Origin of the sequence: Xanthomonas sp. SS (assembly GCF_014236835.1) — a bacterium.
GTDB lineage: Bacteria > Pseudomonadota > Gammaproteobacteria > Xanthomonadales > Xanthomonadaceae > Xanthomonas_A.
On sequence record NZ_CP051190.1, the window covers coordinates 1,993,665 to 2,014,705 of the forward strand.

The 21,041-nt window shown below is 68.9% G+C and carries 15 protein-coding genes; 12 read left to right on the plus strand and 3 right to left on the minus strand.

Going from position 1 to position 21,041, the window contains the following annotated elements; all coding sequences use genetic code 11:
* Positions 1 to 90 precede the first annotated feature (90 nt).
* The 4 genes from fdhD to HEP74_RS08125 all read left to right on the plus strand — a co-directional run bounded on the left by fdhD (position 91) and on the right by HEP74_RS08125 (position 4,869).
* Positions 91 to 930 (plus strand): formate dehydrogenase accessory sulfurtransferase FdhD, encoded by an 840-nt coding sequence (gene fdhD / locus HEP74_RS08110; RefSeq protein WP_185815990.1) that lies wholly within the window; start codon positions 91 to 93, stop codon positions 928 to 930.
* Positions 927 to 3,275, plus strand: a complete 2,349-nt coding sequence (locus HEP74_RS08115; RefSeq protein WP_185815991.1) for an FdhF/YdeP family oxidoreductase — start codon at positions 927 to 929, stop codon at positions 3,273 to 3,275. Before fdhD ends, HEP74_RS08115 begins: the two co-directional genes overlap by 4 nt.
* Positions 3,265 to 3,513 carry a hypothetical protein gene (locus HEP74_RS08120; RefSeq protein WP_185815992.1) on the plus strand — a complete coding sequence of 83 codons (249 nt, stop codon included), beginning with the start codon at positions 3,265 to 3,267 and terminating at the stop codon, positions 3,511 to 3,513. Before HEP74_RS08115 ends, HEP74_RS08120 begins: the two co-directional genes overlap by 11 nt.
* A gap of 75 nt (positions 3,514 to 3,588) precedes the next feature.
* A complete protein-coding gene (locus HEP74_RS08125) occupies positions 3,589 to 4,869 on the plus strand; it encodes an MFS transporter (RefSeq protein ID WP_185815993.1) in 1,281 nt (426 codons plus the stop codon).
* 15 nt (positions 4,870 to 4,884) lie between these two features.
* Here the strand turns inward: HEP74_RS08125 and HEP74_RS08130 are convergent, their stop codons facing one another.
* The 3 genes from HEP74_RS08130 to HEP74_RS08140 all read right to left on the minus strand — a co-directional run bounded on the left by HEP74_RS08130 (position 4,885) and on the right by HEP74_RS08140 (position 9,078).
* A complete protein-coding gene (locus tag HEP74_RS08130) occupies positions 4,885 to 6,189 on the minus strand; it encodes a diguanylate cyclase (protein WP_185815994.1) in 1,305 nt (434 codons plus the stop codon).
* Positions 6,190 to 6,294: 105 nt separating this feature from the next.
* Positions 6,295 to 7,599, minus strand: coding sequence for an NAD(P)/FAD-dependent oxidoreductase (locus HEP74_RS08135; RefSeq protein ID WP_185815995.1), 1,305 nt, complete (start codon positions 7,597 to 7,599; stop codon positions 6,295 to 6,297).
* Between the two features lie 99 nt (positions 7,600 to 7,698).
* Entirely contained in the window at positions 7,699 to 9,078 is a 1,380-nt protein-coding gene (locus HEP74_RS08140; RefSeq protein ID WP_185815996.1) for a glutamine synthetase family protein, read from the minus strand.
* 258 nt (positions 9,079 to 9,336) lie between these two features.
* On the opposite strand from HEP74_RS08140, the gene HEP74_RS08145 reads away from it, so the two are divergent.
* From HEP74_RS08145 to HEP74_RS08180, 8 genes are all read left to right on the plus strand, one after another.
* Positions 9,337 to 10,092, plus strand: a complete 756-nt coding sequence (locus HEP74_RS08145; protein WP_185815997.1) for a gamma-glutamyl-gamma-aminobutyrate hydrolase family protein — start codon at positions 9,337 to 9,339, stop codon at positions 10,090 to 10,092.
* A gap of 13 nt (positions 10,093 to 10,105) precedes the next feature.
* Positions 10,106 to 11,485 (plus strand): glutamine synthetase family protein, encoded by a 1,380-nt coding sequence (locus HEP74_RS08150; RefSeq protein WP_185815998.1) that lies wholly within the window; start codon positions 10,106 to 10,108, stop codon positions 11,483 to 11,485.
* Positions 11,486 to 12,214: 729 nt separating this feature from the next.
* The gene (locus HEP74_RS08155; RefSeq protein ID WP_185815999.1) at positions 12,215 to 13,579 is read left to right on the plus strand and encodes an aspartate aminotransferase family protein; all 1,365 of its coding nucleotides are present in this window, start codon (positions 12,215 to 12,217) and stop codon (positions 13,577 to 13,579) included.
* Positions 13,580 to 13,677: 98 nt separating this feature from the next.
* The gene (locus HEP74_RS08160) at positions 13,678 to 14,802 is read left to right on the plus strand and encodes a polyamine ABC transporter substrate-binding protein (protein WP_185816000.1); all 1,125 of its coding nucleotides are present in this window, start codon (positions 13,678 to 13,680) and stop codon (positions 14,800 to 14,802) included.
* A gap of 159 nt (positions 14,803 to 14,961) precedes the next feature.
* Positions 14,962 to 16,092 (plus strand): extracellular solute-binding protein, encoded by a 1,131-nt coding sequence (locus HEP74_RS08165; RefSeq protein WP_185816001.1) that lies wholly within the window; start codon positions 14,962 to 14,964, stop codon positions 16,090 to 16,092.
* Positions 16,093 to 16,626: 534 nt separating this feature from the next.
* Complete coding sequence (locus tag HEP74_RS08170; protein WP_185816002.1) at positions 16,627 to 17,841, plus strand: HlyD family secretion protein; 1,215 nt, start codon at positions 16,627 to 16,629, stop codon at positions 17,839 to 17,841.
* Positions 17,838 to 19,421, plus strand: a complete 1,584-nt coding sequence (locus tag HEP74_RS08175) for a DHA2 family efflux MFS transporter permease subunit (RefSeq protein ID WP_185816003.1) — start codon at positions 17,838 to 17,840, stop codon at positions 19,419 to 19,421. Before HEP74_RS08170 ends, HEP74_RS08175 begins: the two co-directional genes overlap by 4 nt.
* Before the next feature lie 7 nt (positions 19,422 to 19,428).
* Entirely contained in the window at positions 19,429 to 20,943 is a 1,515-nt protein-coding gene (locus HEP74_RS08180; RefSeq protein ID WP_185816004.1) for an efflux transporter outer membrane subunit, read from the plus strand.
* Positions 20,944 to 21,041 lie beyond the last annotated feature (98 nt).

The following is a 21,041-nucleotide window of genomic DNA, read 5'->3' on the forward strand; positions in this document are numbered from 1 at the left end:
GGACTGGCGATTGAGGCGACCAGGCAGTTGGCATCTGGCTTGCAGTGCAGAAGGCGATCGTGTTGTTCCACTGAATGGGGGGCGTACACCATGTACTCGCGTGCGTCTTCCCGGCCCGGCGCCGTCGCGCGCGGTGTGCGCCGCCATCGCGACGGGCGTACCGCGCTCACCCAGGACCTGGTGGCGGCCGAGGTGCCGGTGGCGTTCGCCTACAACGGCGAACCGTTCGTGGTGATGATGGCGACCCCGGAAGACCTGCACGACTTCGCGTTGGGCTTCTCGCTCAGCGAAGGCATCGTCGAGGATCCGGCGCAGTTGCACGTCGCCAGCGTGGATACCTTTCTGGAAGGGGTTTCGCTGCAACTGCAGATCCCGCCCGCGCATGCCGCGGCCCTGCTGGCGCGACGCCGCAACCTGCACGGCCGCAGCGGCTGCGGGGTGTGCGGCAGCGAATCGATCGAGGCGGTGCTGCGCGCGCCGCGGTCGCTGCCGGCCGGCGCCGCGATCGCGCCGGCGGCGCTGGCGCGGGCGTTGCGCGAGCTGCGCCAGCAGCAACCGCTCAACGCGATCACCGGCGCCACCCACGCCGCGGGCTGGGCTCACGCCGATGGTTGCGTGCAGCTGGCACGCGAGGACGTCGGCCGGCACAACGCGCTGGACAAGCTGATCGGCGCGCTGGCCACGGCCGGCGTGGACCCGGCCAGCGGTTTCGCCGTGGTCACCAGCCGCGCCAGCTACGAGATGGCGATGAAGGCCGCGCAGGCCGGCATCCCGCTGCTGGCCGCCATTTCCGCACCTACCGCGCTGGCGATCGCGCTGGCCGACTCGGCCGGCCTGACCCTGATCGGTTTCGCCCGCGACCACGACTATGTCGTCTACAGCCATCCGCAGCGCCTGACCCAGGCCGAGCACGCCGGAGAGCCCGCATGAGCAAGAAAACCATCCAACCCTATACGCAGCCGGCCGGCGGTTGGGGCGCATTGCGTGCCGTCGCCACCCACCTGCTGCAGCAGGACGTGGCGGTGCAGGGCTCCAAGACCCTGCTGCACGTGAACCAGCCCGACGGCTTCGACTGTCCCGGCTGCGCCTGGCCCGACCGCGACCACACCTCGACCTTCGAGTTCTGCGAGAACGGCGCCAAGGCGGTGGCCGCCGAAGCCACCGCGCGCCGCGCCACGCCGGAGCTGTTCGCGCAGCACAGCGTGACGCAGCTGGCCAAGTACAGCGACTACTGGCTGGAAGGGCAGGGCCGGCTGACCCATCCGCTGCGCTACGACAGCGCCAGCGACCACTACGTGCCGGTGAGCTGGGACGAGGCGTTCGCGCTGATCGCCACGCACCTCAACGGCCTGGCCTCGCCGGACGAGGCGATCTTCTACACCTCCGGGCGCACCAGCAACGAGGCCGCGTTCCTGTACCAGCTGTTCGTGCGCGAGTTCGGCACCAACAACTTCCCCGACTGTTCGAACATGTGCCACGAGCCGTCGGGTACCGCGCTCAAGTCGCAGATCGGGGTCGGCAAGGGCACCGTGTCGTTGCACGATTTCGAGCTGGCCGACGCGATCTTCATCTTCGGCCAGAATCCCGGCACCAACCATCCGCGCATGCTCGGCGAGCTGCGCCAGGCGGCCAAGCGCGGCGCGGCGATCGTGTCGTTCAATCCGCTGCGCGAGCGCGGCCTGGAGAAGTTCGCCGATCCGCAGGACAAGCTGCAGATGCTGCACAACGGTTCGACGCGGATTTCGTCGGACTATTTCCAGCTGAAGATCGGCGGCGACCTGGCCGCGGTCAAGGGCATCATCAAGCACGTGCTGGAGCGCGATGCCGAGGCCGCGCGCGCGGCGCAACCGCGCCTGCTGGATCTGCCGTTCATCACCCAGCACACCGCCAACTTCGATGCCTTCGCCGCGGACGTGATCGCCGAGCCGTGGGCGACCATCGTCGAGGAGTCCGGGCTGAGCGAGGCCGAATTGCGCCACGCCGGCGAGATCTACCTGAAATCCGAACGGCTGATCGCCTGCTGGGGCATGGGCATCACCCAGCACAAGCATTCGGTGGCCACGATCCACATGATCGCCAACCTGCTGCTGCTGCGCGGCCATCTGGGCCGCCCCGGCGCCGGCGCCTGCCCGGTGCGCGGCCACAGCAACGTGCAGGGCGACCGCACGATGATGATCTACGAGAAGCCGCCGGCCGCGTTCCTGGACCGGCTGCAGCAGGTGTTCGGTTTCGATCCGCCGCGCGCGTCCGGGTTCGATACGGTCGGCGCGATCGAGGCGATGGGCGACGGTCGCGCCCGGACCTTCTTCGGCATGGGCGGCAACTTCGCCACCGCCACCCCCGACACCGACGCCACGCACCGCGCGCTGCGCCGCTGCGACCTCACCGTGCATGTGACCACCAAGCTCAACCGCAGCCACCTGGTGCACGGCCGCGACGCACTGATCCTGCCGTGCCTGGGTCGCACCGAGATCGACATCCAGGAGGGCGGGCCGCAGAGCGTCAGCGTCGAGGATTCGATGAGCATGGTGCACCTGTCGGCCGGCATCAATCCGCCGGCGTCGGCGGAACTGCTGTCGGAGCCGGCGATCGTCGCGCGCCTGGCCGAGGCCACGCTCGGCGCGCGCAGCGCGATCCGCTGGCGCTGGCTGGTGGCCGACTACGACCGCATCCGCGAGCTGATCGCGCAGGTGTTCGAGGATTTCTCCGATTTCAACACGCGGGTGCGGGTGCCCGGCGGCTTCCGCCTGTCCAACACCGCACGCGACCGCGTGTGGGACACGCCGGAAGGCCGCGCGGTGTTCAAGCCGCACGCGGTGCCCACCGACAATCCCATCCACCGCGCGCGCCGCCAGCGTCCCGAGCAAGTGGTGTTCACCCTGGCCACCACGCGCTCGCACGACCAGTACAACACCACCATCTACGGCCTGGACGACCGCTACCGCGGCGTGTTCGGCGAGCGCCGGGTGCTGTTCATCAACGCCGCCGACATCGCCGACCTGGGCCTGCAGGCCGGCGCCTGGGTGGACCTGGAAAGCCTCGGCGAGGACGGCGTGCAGCGCCAGGCCAAGCGTTTCCTGCTGGTCGAGTACAACATCCCGCGCGGCTGCCTGGCCGCGTACTACCCGGAAACCAACGGCCTGGTGCCGCTGTCCAGTTTCGCCGACGAGGCGCGCACGCCGACCTCCAAGTCGATCCCGGTGGTGGTGACCCCGCACCTGGCCGACGCCGCCGACGCGGCCCCGCGCGACATCGGCGTGGCGCTTGTCCGCTGATCCAGCGCTGACCCAGGCGCTGTTCGAGGCATTGGCGCCGGAGCCGGAGGGGGTCGCCCTGGCGCGGCTGTGCAAGCGCCTCGGCGTGCGCATGAGCGTGCTGCTGCGCACCCTGGCCTGGCTGGGCGAGGCCACCCTGGACGGGCGTGCGGGACCGGGCTGGATCCGGGTGGAGACGCGCGGCGAGCGCGAGGTGGCGGTGCTGACCGCCGCCGGCCGCGCGCAACTGCCGCGCTGAACGCCATGCGGCGTGGCGCTGCGGCGCCGCGGCCGATCTGCCAGAATCGGGCGGTTTTCCATCGATGCCGCTTCCATGACCGCTGCCGCGCTTCCCGCTTCGCCCGTCAATTCGCCGCGCCGCGTGCTGTTGGCCAGCCTGGTCGGCACCACCATCGAGTTCTTCGATTTCTACATCTACGCCACCGCCGCGGTGCTGGTGTTCCCGAAGCTGTTCTTCCCCGAGGGCGACGCCGACGCGGCGCGGCTGCAGTCGCTGGCCACGTTCGCGGTGGCGTTCGTGGCGCGGCCGGTCGGCTCGGCACTGTTCGGCCATTTCGGCGACCGCATCGGGCGCAAGGCGACGCTGGTGGCGGCGCTGCTGACCATGGGCCTGTCCACGGTGGTGATCGGCCTGTTGCCCGGCTACGCCAGCATCGGCATGTGGGCGCCGGCGCTGCTGGCGCTGTGCCGCTTCGGCCAGGGCCTGGGCCTGGGCGGCGAATGGGGCGGGGCGGTGTTGCTGGCCACCGAGAACGCGCCGCCGGGCAAGCGCGCCTGGTATGGCATGTTCCCGCAACTGGGCGCGCCGCTGGGTTTCCTGCTGTCCTCCGGGATCTTCCTGCTGCTCGGCGCGGTGCTCGACGATGCGCAGTTCATGCGCTGGGGCTGGCGCATCCCGTTCGTGGCCAGTGCGCTGCTGGTGGTGACCGGGCTGTGGGTGCGCCTGCGCATCCACGAAACCCCGGATTTCCAGAAGGCGCTGGAACGCAACGTGCGGGTGGCGCTGCCGATGTGGACGGTGCTGTCGCGGCACGCCGGCGCGCTGCTGCTCGGCACCTTGGGCGTGTTCGCGACCTTCATGCTGTTCTATCTGATGACGGTGTTCGCGCTGGGCTACGGCACCGCGGTGCTCGGCTATGGCCGCGAGCAGTTCCTGCTGCTGCAGATGGTCGGCATCCTGTTCTTCGCCGCCGGAATTCCGCTGTCGGCGCACTACGGCGACCGCTTCGGCACGCACCGCGCGATGATCGCGGCCGGCGTCGTCATCGTCCTGTTCGGGCTGGGCTTCGCGCCGCTGTTCAGCGCCGCGCATCCCTGGCAGCTGCTGGCGTTCCTGTCGCTGGGTTCGTTCTTCATGGGCCTGACCTACGGGCCGTGCGGCACCTTGCTGGCCGAGCTGTATCCGGTGCAGGTGCGTTACACCGGCGCCTCGATGTCGTTCAACCTGGCCGGCATCATCGGTGCGGCGCCGGCGCCGTACGTGGCCAGCTGGCTGGCCAAGCACTATGGCCTGCCATGGGTCGGCTACTACCTCAGTGCCGGCGCGGCGCTGAGCCTGCTGGCGCTGCTGGTGATCGGCGCCAGGCGCCGCTGAGGCGCACGCGCGCGTTCAGGCGGCGTGCTCGACCCGGTTGCGGCCGCCGGCCTTGGCCAGGTACAGGTGCTTGTCGGCCTCGGCCAGCAGCGGATGCAGCGCATCGCGGCGCGCGTCGCTGCTGCACACGCCGATGCTGATGGTGATGCGCAGGGTCTGCCCACCCGCCTGCACCTGCAGCGTATCGATGCGCTGGCGCAGGGTCTCGAAATAGGCGCCGGCCGCCGCCGTGTCCAGGCCCGGCACCAGCATGCAGAATTCCTCGCCGCCGAAGCGCGCCACCAGGTCCTGCGGGCGCGCATGCGCGGCCACCGTCGTCGCCACCGCGCGCAGCGCGTCGTCGCCGGCCTCGTGGCCCCAGCTGTCGTTGATGTGCTTGAAGTGGTCGATGTCGAGCATCGCCACGCTGACCGTGTCGCTGCGCGCCAGCCATTGCGGCAGCAGGCGCTGGCTCTGTTCCAGGAAATGCCGGCGGTTGGGCAGGCCGGTGAGGAAGTCGCGCGTGGCCAGGTCCTGCAGCGTGCCGATCAGTTCCAGCTGGTCCACGTTCTGCGATACGCGGCAGAAGAATTCCTCGCGCGAAAAGGGTTTACGCAGGAAATCGTTGGCGCCGTTCTTGAGGAAGCGCGGCACCAGCGACGGGTCGCCGTTGCCGGACAGGCCGATCACCGCCAGCTTGTCGCGGGCGCGGATCGCGCGCAGCCGGCGGGTGAATTCCACGCCTTCCATGCCCGGCATTTCCTGGTCCACCACCGCCAGGCGGATCGCCGGATTGGCTTCCACCGCCTTCAGTCCGGCAGCGCCGTCGGCGGCTTCCACCACCTGGTAGCCGTACATCGACAGCAGGCTCGCGGCGTAGGCGCGGGCCGAGCGCGAATCGTCCACCACCAGCGCGGCGATGCTGCGGTTGCGCGCCAGCCGCTGCACCAGCCAGGCCAGGTAATCGATGCTGCCCGGCGCGTTCTTCAATACGAAGTCGATGATCTGCTGGGTCAGCACGCGCTTGCGCAGGCTTTCGTCGTAGACCCCGCTGACCACCACCGTGGGCAGGCCGCGGGCGACGAAGAAATCCACCACCGTGTCGCGGTCGCCGTCGGCCAGCACCAGCCCGGTCAGGGCAAGGAACCAGGAGCCGCCGTCGTCCAGCGCGTGCGCCGCTTCGGCCAGGGTCGAAACCACGGTGACCGGCAGTTCCACCCGCTGCTCGATCGCCTCGCGCAGCAGGCCGGTGAACGTGCGCGAATTCTCCACCAGCAGGATGCGCTGCTGCGTAGCCGCGCTTTCGCTGGCGATCGGGTAGGCCGGCAACGGTTGCAGCATGCGAGCCGCGCAAGGCGCCCTTGGGGAGTAGACCTCAGTTAGCGGCCGTGCCGCCGGCAACTTTAGGCCGTCCGGCGGCGGGCGCACGCCGCCGGTGCGGCGCGCTCACCACAGCGCGTCGCGCAGCTTGTACCAGGACATCGCCGCCACCAGCAGCGGCGTGCGCAGCGCACGGCCGCCGGGGAACGGCGCGTGCGGAATCCTGGCGAACAGGTCCAGGCGCTGCGACTGCCCGGCGATGGCCGCGGCGATGGCGTCGCCGGCCAGGCCGGTGGCGGCCACGCCATGGCCGGAAAAGCCCTGCGCGAAGTACACGTTCGGGGTCAGCCGGCCCCAGTGCGGGGCGCGGTTGCGGGTGATGTCGACATAGCCGCCCCACACGTAGTCCAACTCGACCTGGCGCAGCTGCGGGAACACCCGGCGCATGCGCCGGGTCATCACCCCGCGCAGGCCCGGCGGCGGCAGCGAGGAGTAGCTGGCGCGGCCGCCGAACAGCAGGCGGTGGTCGCGGCTGAGGCGGAAATAGTCCAGCGCCCAGTTCACGTCGGCCACCGCCATGTCGTTGCCGATCAGCTCGTGGGCCAGCGCCGCGCCCAACGGCGCGCTGGCGCCGATGTAGGTGCCGACCGGCATGATCCGCGACTCCAGCTCCGGCGCGATGCCGCGCAGCCAGGCGTTGCCGGCCAGCACCGCGAAATCGGCCTGCACCTCGCCATGCGCGCTGCGCAGGATCGGCTGCGCGCCGCGTACCAGCGCGGTCACCGGCGAGTGCTCGTAGATGCGCACGCCGGCGGCCAGCGCCGCGCGTGCCAGCCCGTGCGCGTATTCGAGCGGATGCAGATGGCCGCTGGCCGGGTCGTACATCGCGCCCAGGTAACGCTCGCTGCGCAGGTGTTGGCGCAACTGGTCGCGGTCCCACCACTGCAGCGGATAGTCGTAGCGCTGCGCCATCTCGACGATACCGGCCTGCAACGCACGCACCTGGCGCGGCTTGATCGCCACGTGCGCATGACCGTCGCGCCAGTCGCAGGCGATGGCGTGGCGCTCGATGCGGTCGCGCAGCAGCCGCATGCCGTCGCGCGAGAAATCGAACAGCAGCCGCGCCTCGGCGTGGCCGAGCAGCGTTTCCAGCGTGTGCTGCTCGCAACCGTAGCCGACGATGGCCTGGCCGCCGTTGCGCCCGGACGCGCCCCAGCCCACGCGCTGCGCTTCCACGATCGCGACCTGGTAACCGGCCTCGGCCAGCGCCAGCGCCGCGCTCAACCCGGTATAGCCGGCGCCAAGGATGCACACGTCGGTCCGCACCTGGCCGCGCAGCGGCGGCTGCGGCGGCAGCGGGGTGGCGCTGTCGGTGTACCAGGAGCCGGGAATCGGGAGTCGGGAATCGGGAATCGTGGAAGAGCGGGTCATGGTGGCGAGTTGTGCGGAAGGGGGATCATGGGGTCAGCCTCCGGATGCTTGGCGTTTGCTTTTTCGATTCCCCATTCCCGATTCCCCATTCCCGGCTTTTCACACCGTGCGCAAATACCACCGGTAATCCAGATCGCTCACCTGCGCATGGAAATCCAGCATCTCGCGGTGTTTCTGCTGGCCGTAGACGTGGCGAAAGCGGGTGCCGAACCGGTCGGCGACGAAGTCGCTGGCGAGGAAGCCGGCGATCGCGCCGCGCCAGTCCGGATGGCGGATCTCGGTCTGTTCGTAGGCGTTGCCCTGCACCGGCGGGCCGGGGTCGAAGCCATGTTGCAGGCCGTGTTCGATGCCGGCCAGCACCGCCGCGGCGACCAGGTACGGATTGGCGTCGGCGCCGGCGATGCGGTGTTCGATGCGGGTATTGGCCGGATCGCTGTACGGCACCCGCATCGCCACGGTGCGGTTGTTGAAGCCCCAGCTGTCGTTGAGCGGCACGAACGCATTGGGCACGAAGCGGCGGTAGCTGTTGGCGTGCGGGGCGAACAGCAGCAGGCAGTCGTCGGCGCTGCGCTGCAGGCCGCCGATGGCGTGGCGCAGCGCGTCGGCCGGCGCCTGCGCGGTGCCGGCGAAGACGTTGTCGCCGGCTTCGTCGAGCAGGCTCACGTGCAGGTGCAGGCCGCTGCCGGACTGCGCGGCGAATGGCTTGGCCATGAAGCTGGCGAGCAGGCCCTGCTGCTGCGCGATCGCCTTGATCGCGCGCTTGAGCATCAGCGCGTCGTCGCAGGCGGCCAGCGCGTCGCCGCGGTGCTTGAGGTTGATCTCGAACTGGCCGGGCGCGTACTCGGCGACCGCGGTATCGGCGGGAATGCCCTGCGCGCGGCAGGCCTGCGCGACCGCGTCGGTGAAGCCGCGCTGGTCGTCCAGCTCCTGCATGTAATAGACCTGGGTGCTGTCGTTGCGCAGCCCGGTGTGCGCCTGCAGCGGCGGCTGCGGCCGGCCGTTGGCGTCGGCGCGCGGATCGAACAGGTAGAACTCCAGTTCCACCGCGATCACCGGGGTCAGCCCGCGCGCGCGCAGCCGCGCCAGCACCCGTGCCAGCACTTCGCGCGGCGCGAACTCCAGCGGGCTGCCAGCGTCGTCTTGCATCGCCAGCAGCAGCTGCGCCGAGGGCACCGGTGCCCACGGCACCGGCTGCAGCGTGCCGGGGACCGGGAAGCACAGCCGGTCCTCGTCGCCGATGTCGTAGCCCAGGCCGGTTTCCTCGACCGTATTGCCGGTGATGTCGGTGGCGATCAGCGACATCGGCAGGCACACGCCATCGCGATAGACCTTTTCCAGCGCGTCGCGGGTGATGCGCTTGCCGCGCAGCAGGCCATTGCTGTCCGGCAGCAGCAGGTCGATCTGTTCGCAGCCGGGGATGCGCTGCAGGGCTTGGGCGGCGTCCGGGGGCAGGGGCGGAGCGTCGTGGGTGCGGGTCATGAGGGCGGCCTGCGGGAGTGCGACGAGCTTAGCAGAGCCGGGTTCGCGTCAAGAATACTCAACAGGCGCGATGCGCCGGACGGGGAGTGCATGACGCGCGCTGTGTGGGCGTACCTGCTACTTCGTCCTGTAATAAAGCGCGCTGTGCCCGATGCGGCGCAGCCGGCATGCGCTCGTCGGTCGCTGTGCACCGTCGCGACGTGTTGTAAAAATAAAACGCCCGGGGTAACTTGCGGCGACGCCACACGAGTTCTTCGCATGGCTGTATCGCCACTGGTCGGCCTGTCGACCGATCGCAAGCTCATCGGCCAGCATCCGTTCCTGGCCGCTGGCGAAAAGTATCTGCGCGCCGCGGTCGATGGCGCCGGGGTGACGCCGGTGCTGCTGCCGTCGCTGCAGCCGCCGGTCGCGCCGTGCGACTGGCTGGCGCGGCTGGACGGCTTGCTGCTGACCGGTGCGGTCAGCAACATCGAACCGCATCACTACGGCGACGAACCCAGCTGGCTCGGCAATCCGCACGATCCGGCGCGCGACGCCAACATGCTGGATCTGATCCCGCAGGCGATCGCGCTCGGCCTGCCGATCCTGGCGATCTGCCGCGGCTTCCAGGAAGTCAACGTGGCCCTGGGCGGCAGCCTGCACCAGAAAGTGCATGCGGTGCCCGGGCTGTCCGATCATCGCGAGGACACCCAGGCGGCGCTGGATCTGCAGTACGCGCCGGTGCACGAGGTGACCCTGAGCGAGGGCGGCTGGCTGGCGGAAATCGCCGGCAGGGAGCGGGTGCGGGTCAACTCGCTGCACGGGCAGGGCGTGGCCCGGCTCGGCGGCGACCTGATCGTGGAGGCGCGCGCGCCGGACGGATTGATCGAGGCGTTCCGCGGTATCGGTCCCGGCTTCCTGCTGGGCGTACAGTGGCATCCGGAATGGCGCGTGCTCGACGACCCGTTCTATCTGGGCATCTTCCAATCCTTCGGCGATGCCTGTCGCCACTACGCGGCTCGCCGCACGCACTGAATCGAATTCCCCCATGGCCAGACCGCGCTCGCGCAAGAACACCCCCGAACAGCAGGAAAGCTCGCTGCGCCGTTGGCTGAAAGATCGCCACATCACCGAGGTCGAATGCCTGGTGCCGGACATCACCGGTAATGCGCGCGGCAAGATCATTCCCGCCGCCAAGTTCTCCCACGACTACGGCACGCGCCTGCCCGAGGGCATCTTCGCCACCACCGTCACCGGCGAGTATCCCGACGACTATTACGACCTGACCTCGCCGTCGGACTCGGACATGCAACTGCGCCCGGACCCGGACACGGTGCGGATGGTGCCGTGGGCCACCGACCCGACCGCGCAGGTGATCCACGACTGCTACACCAAGGACGGCCAGCCGCACGACCTGGCGCCGCGCAACGTGCTGCGCGGCGTGCTGCAGGCCTATGCGGAGCTCGGCCTGAAGCCGGTGGTCGCCCCGGAGCTGGAATTCTTCCTGGTGCAGAAGAACACCGATCCGGACTTCCCGCTGCTGCCGCCGGCCGGCCGTTCGGGGCGGCCGGAGACGGCGCGGCAGTCGTACTCGATCGACGCGGTCAACGAGTTCGATCCGATCCTGGATCTGATGTACGACTACTGCGACGCGATGGAACTGGACGTGGACACCTTGATCCACGAATCCGGCGCGGCGCAGCTGGAGGTCAACTTCACCCATTCCGATGCGCTGTCGCGCGCCGACCAGGTGTTCCTGTTCAAGCGCACGATGCGCGAGGCGGCGATGCGCCACGGCGTCTACGCCACGTTCCTAGCCAAGCCGATGGAGAACGAGCCGGGCAGTGCGATGCACATCCATCAGAGCCTGGTCGACAAGAACGGCAAGAACGTGTTCAGCGGACGCCGCGCCGGCGAGTACAGCCGCACCTTCGGGCATTACCTGGCCGGCCTGCAGAAGTACGTGCCGATGGCGATGGCGGTGCTGGCGCCGAACGTCAATTCCTACCGCCGGCTGATGTTCGGCGAGGTGTCGCCGAGCAATGTGCTGTGGGGCTTCGACAACCGCACCTGTGGGCTGCGGGTGCCGATCGACACGATCGAGAACATGCGGGTGGAGAGCCGCTTCGCCGGTTCCGACGCCAATCCGTATCTGGCGATGGCGGCGACGCTGGCCTGCGGGTTGCTGGGCATCCGCGAGAAGCTGGAGCCGACCGCGCCGATCAGCGGCAACGGCAAGGAGATGGGCTATCAGTTGCCGCGTTCGCTGGGCGAGGCGCTGGACGAGCTGGAGCGGTGCACGCCGCTGCAGGAGATGCTGGGACCGCGCTTCGTGCGCGCCTACATTTCGGTCAAGCGCAAGGAATACGAGACGTTCTTCCGGGTGATCAGTTCGTGGGAGCGGGAGTTCTTGTTGTTGAACGTGTGAGTTCGCTCTTGCTTGCGATGGCGTATCGAGAAGGCATGCAATTGCATGCTGTTGCTGTTGCTGTTGCTTTGCTTTTGATCTACCGGGTCCCCTCAGCGCGGCAGACCCGGCGGGCGAATACCCGAAGGGCGGCGCGCAGGATGCGCGACGTTTTTCGTTGGCACATGGATGTGCCATCGAAAAATGCCCGTCGGGGCTGCGGACCCGGAGCGCGTAGCGCGGAGGGCGCGCTGCGGGGTGTGCTTTCTTTTGGTTACTTTTCTTTGCACAAGCAAAGAAAAGTGACCCGCGCCAGCGGAAGCTGTTGCTCTCGCTTTGCTTGTAGGGCTTAAGCAGTAGCAACGCAGGAGCAGGAGCAGGAGCAAAGCTTTCGCCTTACGGCGAGTCACTTTTCTTTGCTCGCGCAAAGAAAAGTAACCAAAAGAAAGCGCGCCCTGCCTTGCGCCTTCCGCGCTGCGCGCTCCAGGTCCGCGTCCATAGCGGGGATTCGCGGAAGGGGCATCCTGCCCCTGCCGCGAACGGCGCACATCCATGTGCGCCGCCCCTCGGGGTTTTTCCCCGCCATGGCCGCCGCTGCGGAAGGGAACCCGGTAAGTCAAAAGCAATTGCAAAGGCAACAGCCAAAGCCAAAGCCAAAGCGACAGCAAGAGCAGGAATAGCAAGAGCAAGAAGAGCAGCAGCCACAACAACAGCGGTAGCAACAGGCACAGCCACGAGCATGGAGTGGACATGGATCGGATAGAGACGCGGGCCCTGCAGGATCTGGATGCGGCGCATCACCTGCACCCGTTCAACGACAACGCCGCGCTTGCACAGAAAGGCACGCGCATCCTTACCCGCGGCGACGGCGCCTATGTCTGGGATGCCGACGGCAACAAGCTGCTCGACGCCTTCGCCGGGCTGTGGTGCGTCAACGTCGGCTACGGGCGCAAGGAACTCGGCCAGGCCGCCGCGCGGCAGATGGAACAGCTGGCGTACTACAACAGCTTCTTCCAGTGCACCACCGAACCGACCATCCGCCTCGCCGCCAAACTCGCCGAACTCACCCCCGGCGACCTCGACCATGCCTTCTTCACCAACTCCGGCTCCGAGGCCAACGACACCATCCTGCGCCTGGTGCGGCACTTCTGGGCCGTGCAGGACCAGCCGCAGAAGAGCATCTTCATCGGCCGCCACGACGGCTACCACGGCACCACCATGGCTGGCGCCAGTCTCGGCGGCATGAAGGGCATGCACCGCCAGGGCGGGCTGCCCATTCCCGACATCCACCATATCGACCCGCCATACCCGTTCGGCGACGGCGGCGACATGGACCCGGAGGAATACGGCCTGCTGGCCGCGCGCCGGCTCGAGGACAAGATCCTGGAACTGGGGCCGCAGCGCGTGGCCGCGTTCATCGGCGAGCCGATCATGGGCGCGATCGGCGTCTACATCCCGCCGCGCAGCTACTGGCCGGAGATCGAACGCATCTGCCGCCGCTACGACGTGCTGCTGGTCGCCGACGAAGTGATCTGCGGTTTCGGCCGCACCGGCGAATGGTTCGGCGCGCAGCACTTCGGCTTCCAGCCGGACGTGATGACCATCGCCAAGGGCATCACCTCCGGCTACATCCCGCTCGGCGCGGCGATGTTCGGCAAGCGTGTGGCCACGGTGCTGAAGGAGCAGGGCGGCGAACTGGCGCACGGTTGCACCTATTCGGGGCATCCGGTGTGCGCGGCGGTGGCGCTGGAGAACCTGCGCCTGCTGCAGGACGAGGGCATCGTCGAACGCGCGCGCAGCGAGATCGCGCCGTACCTGGCGCAGCGCTGGGCCGAGCTGGGCGAGCACCGGCTGGTCGGCGAGGCGCGCATCGTCGGCATGATCGGCGCGCTGGAACTGGTGCCGGACAAGCCGCGCCGGCACTATTTCCCCGACCGCGGCAAGGTCGGCGCGCTGTGCCGCGACCATGCGCTGCGCCGTGGCCTGATCCTGCGCGCGACCAACGATGCGATGCTGCTGTCGCCGCCGCTGATCCTCAGCCGCGCCCAGGTCGACGAACTGTTCGACAAGACCTGGCTGGCGCTGGAGGACACCGCGCAGGCGCTGGGCAAATAGCCCGGCGCTGGTTAGTCTGGGCCGGCCAGTCTGGACCCCTCCGCGCGACGCCGCGGCGTGTATCTTCGATCTTCCCCATGGACCTGCGGAGACCTGCAATGAAGCTGCGACTGCTCACCCTTTCCCTTTCCGCGGCGCTGCTCGCCTCCTGTGGCGGTTCCGGCGGCGGCGAAGGCGGCAAGCCCGCGGCGGGCGAGGATCAGGTCCTCAACGTCTACAACTATTCGGACTACATCGCCGAGAACACCGTGCCCGCGTTCGAGAAGGCCAGCGGGGTCAAGGTCACCTACGACGTGTTCGACAGCGACGAGATGGTCGAGACCAAGTTGCTGGCCGGCGGCAGCGGCTACGACGTGGTGGTGCCGACGCTGAACTTCTTCGGCCGGCAGATCCAGGCCGGCGTGTTCCTGCCGCTGGACAAGAGCAAGATCCCGAACCTGGCCAACCTGGACCCGGAGATCATGCAGCGCATCGCGCAGCAGGATCCGGGCAACAAGTACGGCGTGCCGTACATGGTCGGCACCACCGGCATCGGCTACAACGTGGACAAGGTCAAAGCCGCGTTCGGCAGCACCGACATCGCCAACAGCTGGGACCTGGTGTTCAAGCCGGAAAACATCGCCAAGCTCAAGGATTGCGGCGTCACCATCCTCGACACGCCGTCGGACCTGATCCCGATCGCGCTGCACTACCAGGGCGAGGATCCGCACACCACCGATACCGCCAAGATCGAGAAGGCCGCGGCGCTGATCAAGAGCATCCGCCCGTACGTGCAGAACTTCCACTCCTCGCAGTACGTGACCTCGCTGGCCAACGGCAGCACCTGCCTGGCGGTGGGCTGGTCGGGCGACATCATCCAGGCGCGCGACCGCGCCGAGGAAGCCAAGAACGGCGTGAAGGTGGCCTATTCGATCCCGAAGGAAGGCGCGCCGCAGTGGTTCGACATGCTGGCGATCCCGAAGGATGCCAAGCATCCGGAGAACGCCTACAAATTCATCAACTACCTGCTGACGCCGGACGTGGCCGCGGCCAATTCCAACTTCATCCACTACGCCAATCCGGTGCCGAAGGCGACGCCGCTGGTGGATGCGGCGATCCGCAACGACCCGACCATCTACCCGCCGCCGGAGGTGGCGGCGAAGATGTTCACTTATTCGATCAACCCGCCCGAGGTGGACAAGCTGTATACCCGCCTGTGGACGGAGATCAAGACCGGCCGCTGAGCCGGTCGCGTCCGTGGTCCATGGCGCGGCGCTTCGGCGCGGCGCCTGCACGCAGTACGGCCGCGCCGCGCGCGGCCGCCAAAGGGGAGGACCACCGGGACGCGCGCCAGCGCGGCGTTCCGCCAACCGCTGCCCGCAACGGGCGGCATGGAGACGACGATGAAGCGGCGAGCGATAGCGGGGATGGTGGCGGTGCTGGGCCTGGCGGGCTGCGGCGGATCGGGCCAGGGGGACGGCGCGACGGATGCGGCCGACGCCGGCGAAGCGAAGCAGTTGAACGTCTACAACTGGTCGGACTACATCGCCGAAGGCACCGTGCCCGGCTTCGAGCGGCATAGCGGTGTCCACGTCACCTACGACGTGTTCGACAGCAACGAGGTGCTGGAAGCCAAGCTGCTGGCCGGCGGCAGCGGCTACGACGTGGTGGTGCCGTCGCTGAGTTTCCTCGGCAGGCAGATCCAGGCCGGCGTGTTCCTGCCGCTGGACAAGCGCAAGATCCCCAACCTGGCCAATCTGGACCCGGCGATGATGCAGCGCATCGCGCAACAGGATCCGGGCAACACCTACGCGGTGCCGTACCTGTGGGGCACCACCGGCATCGGCTACAACGTCGACAAGATCCAGGCCGCGTTCGGCACGACTGATGTGGTCGCCAGCTGGGACTTGGTGTTCAAGCCGGAGAACCTGGCCAAGCTCAAGGACTGCGGGGTGACCTTCCTCGACACCGCCTCGGAGATCGTGCCGACCGTGCTGCACTACCTGGGCGAGGACCCGAACAGCACCGACCCGAAGGTGATCGAGAAGGCCGCGGCCAAGCTCAAGGAAATCCGCCCGTACATCCAGAATTTCCATTCCTCGCAGTACATCGACGCGCTGGCCAAGGGCAGCACCTGCCTGGTGGTGGGCTGGTCCGGCGACATCCTGCAGGCGCGCGACCGCGCCGAGGAAGCCAAGAACGGCGTGCACATCGCCTATTCGATTCCGAAGGAGGGCGCGCTGCAGTTCTTCGACATGCTGGCCATTCCCAAGGACGCCAAGCATCCGGAGCAGGCCTACCAGTTCATCAACTACCTGCTGACCCCGGAAGTGGCCGCGGCCAACACCAACTTCGTCAGCTATCCGAATGCGGTGCCCAAGTCGCTGCCGCTGATCGATGCGGCGATCAGCGGCGACCGCACCATCTACCCACCGGCGGAGGTGCAGGCCAAGCTGTTCGCGTTGGCGGTGATGCCGCCGGAAGTGGACCGCCAGTACACGCGGTTGTGGACGGAGTTGAAGACTGGGCGCTGAGCGGCGTCGCAGCGAGTGATTCCCCTCTCCCGTCGGGAGAGGGGTAGGGGTGAGGGTACGGCGGGCCGAGAAGGCACGGAGATGCACGCTGTTGCCGTCAGGAAATCACGCGGTCGGATGCCATGGCCGGTACCCGGACCCTCATCCGCCCTTCGGGCACCTTCCCCCGAAAAGGGGGCCATGGTCCCGATGGGAGAAGGGAGGTGATGTTCCCCTCTCCCCCCGGGAGAGGGGTAGGGGTGAGGGTACGGCGCAAGCGCAAGGCCTGAACACCACGCTGCGCTCGATGCGCCCGCCCGCACACCATCGGCCATCGCTGTGTGGGCAAGGATCGGCATGGGGAGCCGCTCACGGCATACGCCTGAACGTCGCTGCCGACCGGCACTCACACAATCTGGACCCACCGGTACAGATACTTGTAAAGTCCGCCGTACGCCACCGTCTGGTAGGCGCGCCGCCTGGCAGTGCATCGCTGTCCCTGCACCGTCAAGCGCACCGGCGAGGATGGTCCCCACCCCCCAGGAACCTGCGACTTTGAGCACCCACGACCCAGATCCCACGCAGACGCAACGGCAGGCGGCTTCGGACGAGGCGCGTGCCGCGCCCGCCCAGGACGATGGCAAGGACGGCGGCAAGCAAGCCGACAAGCCGTCGCCGCTGAAGAATCCCAAGGTGAAATGGACGCTGCTGCTGATCGGCCTGGTTGTGCTGATCGGCCTGGTGGCGTGGCTGGTCTACTACCTGACCACCGGCCGCTACCTGCAGGAAACCAACAACGCCTATCTGCAGGCCGATGCGGTGGCGGTGGCGCCGCGGGTCAACGGCTACGTGACCGGCGTGTTCGTCGGCGACAACCAGACGGTCAAGGCCGGGCAGCCGCTGCTGCAGATCGACGAGCGCACCTACCGCGCCACCCAGCAGCAGGCGCAGGCGGTGGTCGCGGTGCGCCAGGCCGATATCGCCGCTGCCGAGGCCGGTCTGCAGGCGCAGCGCGCGACCCTGCTGCAGGCGCGCACCCAGGTCACCTCGGCCGCGGCCAGCCTGCGCTTCGCCCAGGGCGAGGCCAAGCGCTTCGCGCCGCTGGCCGCGTCCGGCGCCGATACCCACGAGCACTACGAGAGCATCGTCCACGACCGCGACCGCGCCCAGGCCCAGTACGACGCGGCCAAGGCGCAGGTGGTCGCTGCCGAGAGCCAGGTGCAGGGCGCCGGCGCGCAGCTGGACCAGGCCCGCGCCGGTCTGCAGCAGGCGCAGGCCGACGCCGACCAGGCGCAGGTGGCGATGGAGGACACGCGGCTGACCGCGCGCATCGACGGCCGCATCGGCGACAAGACCGTGCAGGTCGGCCAGTTCGTTGCCGCCGGCACCCGGCTGATGAGCGTGGTGCCGGTCGATGCGCTGTACCTGAGCGCCAATTTCAAGGAAACCCAGGTCGGGCTGATGCGGCCCGGGCAGCCGGCGCGGATCGAGGTCGATGCGCTGTCTGGGGTCGAACTGGACGGCGTGGTCGAGAGCATCGCGCCCGGCACCGGCTCGCAGTTCGCGCTGCTGCCGCCGGAGAACGCCACCGGCAACTTCACCAAGGTGGTGCAGCGGGTGCCGGTGCGGATCCGGCTCAAGGCCGGCACGGAGGCGCGCAAGGTGCTGGTGCCGGGCATGTCGGCGACGGTCACGGTGGATACGCGCGCGGCCAAGGACGCCAAGGAGCGGGTCGAGCAGGAAGGCGAGCAGGGCGAGGGCAGGCCGTGAACGAGGCCGCCGCTGCGCCGGCGGCGGGTGCCGGCGCACAGCAGAAGGCCGACGCCGGCGCGTGGCTGGCGGTCGCCGCCGGCACCATCGGCTCGTTCATGGCGACGCTGGACATCTCCATCGTCAACGCCGCGCTGCCCACCATCCAGGGCGAGGTCGGCGCCAGCGGCACCGAGGGCACCTGGATCTCCACCGCCTATCTGGTCGCCGAGATCGTGATGATCCCGCTGACCGGCTGGTTCGTGCGCACCCTGGGATTGCGCAACTTCCTGCTGATCTGCGCGCTGCTGTTCACCTTCTTCTCGGTGGTGTGCGGCCTGTCCAACAGCCTGACCATGATGATCCTGGGCCGCGTCGGCCAGGGCTTCGCCGGCGGCGCGCTGATCCCCACCGCGCTGACCATCGTCGCCACGCGCCTGCCGCCGGCGCAGCAGACCATGGGCACCGCGCTGTTCGGCATGACCGTGATCCTGGGACCGGTGATCGGGCCGCTGCTCGGCGGCTGGCTGACCGAGAACGTCAGCTGGCACTACGCGTTCTTCATCAACGTGCCGATCTGCGCCGGGCTGGTGGCGCTGTTGCTGCTCGGCCTGCCGCACGAGCGGATGAACCTGCGCGGGTTGCTCGACGCCGACTGGCTCGGCATCTTCGGGCTCACCGCCGGACTCGGCGCGCTGACCGTGGTGCTGGAGGAAGGCCAGCGCGAGCGTTGGTTCGAATCCTCCGAGATCGTGCTGCTGAGCCTGCTCTCGCTGGTCGGCTTCGTCGCCCTGGGCGCTTCGCAGTTCTTCAGCCGGCAGCCGGTGATCCGCCTGTCGATCCTGCTGCAGCGCAGCTTCAGTGCGGTGTTCGTGATGGTGATGGCGGTGGGCATGATCCTGTTCGGGGTCATGTACATGATCCCGCAGTTCCTGGCCACGATCTCCGGCTACAACACCGAGCAGTCCGGCTACGTGGTGCTGCTGTCCGGCCTGCCCACGGTGCTGTTGATGCCGCTGATGCCGAAGATGCTGATGCGCGTGGACGTGCGCATCCTGGTGATCGGCGGACTCAGCTGCTTCGCCGTCGCCTGCTTCGTCAACATGAGTCTCAGCGCCGATTCGGTCGGCATGCATTTCGTGATCGGCCAGTTGCTGCAGGGCTGCGGCCTGGCGCTGGCGATGATGTCGCTGAACCAGGCCGCCATCTCCTCGGTGCCGCCGGAGCTGGCCGGCGACGCGTCCGGGCTGTTCAATGCGGCGCGCAACATGGGCGGCTCGATCGGCCTGGCGCTGATCTCCACCTTCCAGGAGCGGCGCATGGTGTTCCACACGCAGATGATCGGCAGCGGCACCAGCGCCAATTCACCGCTGGCGCAGGATTACCTGCACGGCCTGGCCGCGCAGCTGCAGTCCGCTTCCGGCGCCGGCGCGGCGCTGCAGTCGGTGGCGCAGCTGGCGCGCATGGTGCAGCAGCAGGCGCTGGTGATGACCTACAACGACCTGTTCTGGATCTTCGGGGTGATCGTGGTATGCACGATTCCGCTGGGGTTGCTGCTCAAACCGCTGCCCAAGGGCAGTGCTCCGCTTGCGATGCATTGAGGATTCCATGGCTCAGCGTTTTTCCCGTGTGCTCGTCCCCGCCGCGCTGCCGCTGCTGCTGTCGGCGTGCGTGCTCGGCCCGAACTACGTGAAGCCGCCGCCGGTGGCCGCGGCGGCGCAGGCGCAGCCGCAGCTGCATCGCGCCGATGCGGTCGCCGCCGCGGCCGGCGTGGTGCCGGCGGCGCCGCCGCAGCGCTGGTGGGAGGCGCTGCAGGATCCGCAATTGAACAGTCTGGTCGAGCAGGCGCTGCAGAACAGCCCGAATCTGCGCGCCGCGCAGGCCAAGCTGCGCGCCTCGCGCGCGCTTGTGCAGCAGCGCCACGCCGAACAGCTGCCCAGCGTCGGCGCCAATGCCGCCTATCTCAACGCCAGGGCGCCGGACGCGCTGGTCGACGGCCTGGGCAGCGTCGCCGCCGGCAGCGGCCAGCAGCTGTCCATCGATCCGCATGCGCAGCTGTACAGCGTCGGCTTCGATGCGAGCTGGGAGCTGGATTTCTTCGGCCGCCGCCGCCGCGCCAGCGAAGGCGCACTGGCCGACGCGCAGGCCGACGAGGCCGAGCTGGCCGACACCCAGGTGCAACTGGCCGCCGAAGTGGGGCAGGCCTACCTGGGCTATCGCAGCACCCGCGAGCGCATCGCCATCGCCCAGCGCAATCTGGAGGCGGCGCGGCAGACCCTGCAGCTGACCCGGCAGCGCCGCGAGCGCGGCGCCGACGCCGACCTGCAGGTGGAACGCGCGCAGGCGCAGCTGCAGCAGCAGGAAGCGGTGTTGCCGGACCTGCAGGCGCAGGCGAAGGAGGCGCTGGACCAGTTGGCGCTGATGATCGGCCGCGAGCCGGGCGCGCTCGATGCCGCGCTGGCCGCGGACCGTCCATTGCCGAAGCTGCCGGCGGTGGTGCCGGTGGACGATGCAGGATCGTTGATCCGCCGCCGCCCCGACGTGCGCCGTGCCGAACGCCAGCTGGCGTCTTCTTCGGCGCAGATCGGGCAGGCGCTGAGCGCGTATTTCCCACAGGTGACCCTGCTCGGCAACATCGGCATGGCTGCGACCTCGCCGGGCGACCTCGGCAGCGATGCGATCAACAGCGTGGTCGCACCGTTCCTGCGCTGGTCGATCTTCGATTTCGGCGCGACCAAGGCCAAGGTCGCGCAGGCACGCGCCGGCAACGCCGCGCGCCTGGCCGCCTACGAAGGCACGGTGCTGGCGGCATTGCAGGACGCCAACAGCGCGCTGGCCCGGTTCGGCGCCGCGCGCCAGCAGGCGCTGGCCGCGGCCAAGGCCGAAGCCTCGGCGGACCGTTCCGCGGCGCTGCTGCAGCAGCGCTACGCGGCCGGCGCCTCGTCGCTGATCGATGCGCTGGACGTACAGCGCCAGCAGGCCTCGGCGCAGGACAGCGCAGTGCAGGCGCGCACCCAGGTGCTGCTGCGCTACGTGGCGCTGCAGAAGAGCCTGGGCCTGGGCTGGGCGCCGCCGCCAACGCAGACGCCGGCACCGGCACCGGCACCGGCACCGGCGCAATAAACGCCTGCGCCGCGGTATCGCCGATGCGGCAGCCGCGGCTACACTGAGGTCGGCCGCGCAATCCCGGCAGCATCGGCGAACGCGCGCCGCGGTGTCTT

Excerpts from the sequence above, each read along its gene's own strand:
- HEP74_RS08115 (WP_185815991.1), top strand. The coding sequence starts at position 927 with ATGAGCAAGAAAACCATCCAACCCTATACGCAGCCGGCCGGCGGTTGG.
- HEP74_RS08180 (WP_185816004.1), top strand. The coding sequence starts at position 19,429 with ATGGCTCAGCGTTTTTCCCGTGTGCTCGTCCCCGCCGCGCTGCCGCTG.
- HEP74_RS08125 (WP_185815993.1), top strand. The coding sequence starts at position 3,589 with ATGACCGCTGCCGCGCTTCCCGCTTCGCCCGTCAATTCGCCGCGCCGC.
- HEP74_RS08140 (WP_185815996.1), bottom strand. The coding sequence starts at position 9,078 with ATGACCCGCACCCACGACGCTCCGCCCCTGCCCCCGGACGCCGCCCAA.
- HEP74_RS08155 (WP_185815999.1), top strand. The coding sequence starts at position 12,215 with ATGGATCGGATAGAGACGCGGGCCCTGCAGGATCTGGATGCGGCGCAT.
- fdhD (WP_185815990.1), top strand. The coding sequence starts at position 91 with ATGTACTCGCGTGCGTCTTCCCGGCCCGGCGCCGTCGCGCGCGGTGTG.
- HEP74_RS08130 (WP_185815994.1), bottom strand. The coding sequence starts at position 6,189 with ATGCTGCAACCGTTGCCGGCCTACCCGATCGCCAGCGAAAGCGCGGCT.
- HEP74_RS08160 (WP_185816000.1), top strand. The coding sequence starts at position 13,678 with ATGAAGCTGCGACTGCTCACCCTTTCCCTTTCCGCGGCGCTGCTCGCC.
- HEP74_RS08165 (WP_185816001.1), top strand. The coding sequence starts at position 14,962 with ATGAAGCGGCGAGCGATAGCGGGGATGGTGGCGGTGCTGGGCCTGGCG.
- HEP74_RS08150 (WP_185815998.1), top strand. The coding sequence starts at position 10,106 with ATGGCCAGACCGCGCTCGCGCAAGAACACCCCCGAACAGCAGGAAAGC.
- HEP74_RS08145 (WP_185815997.1), top strand. The coding sequence starts at position 9,337 with ATGGCTGTATCGCCACTGGTCGGCCTGTCGACCGATCGCAAGCTCATC.
- HEP74_RS08135 (WP_185815995.1), bottom strand. The coding sequence starts at position 7,599 with ATGACCCGCTCTTCCACGATTCCCGATTCCCGACTCCCGATTCCCGGC.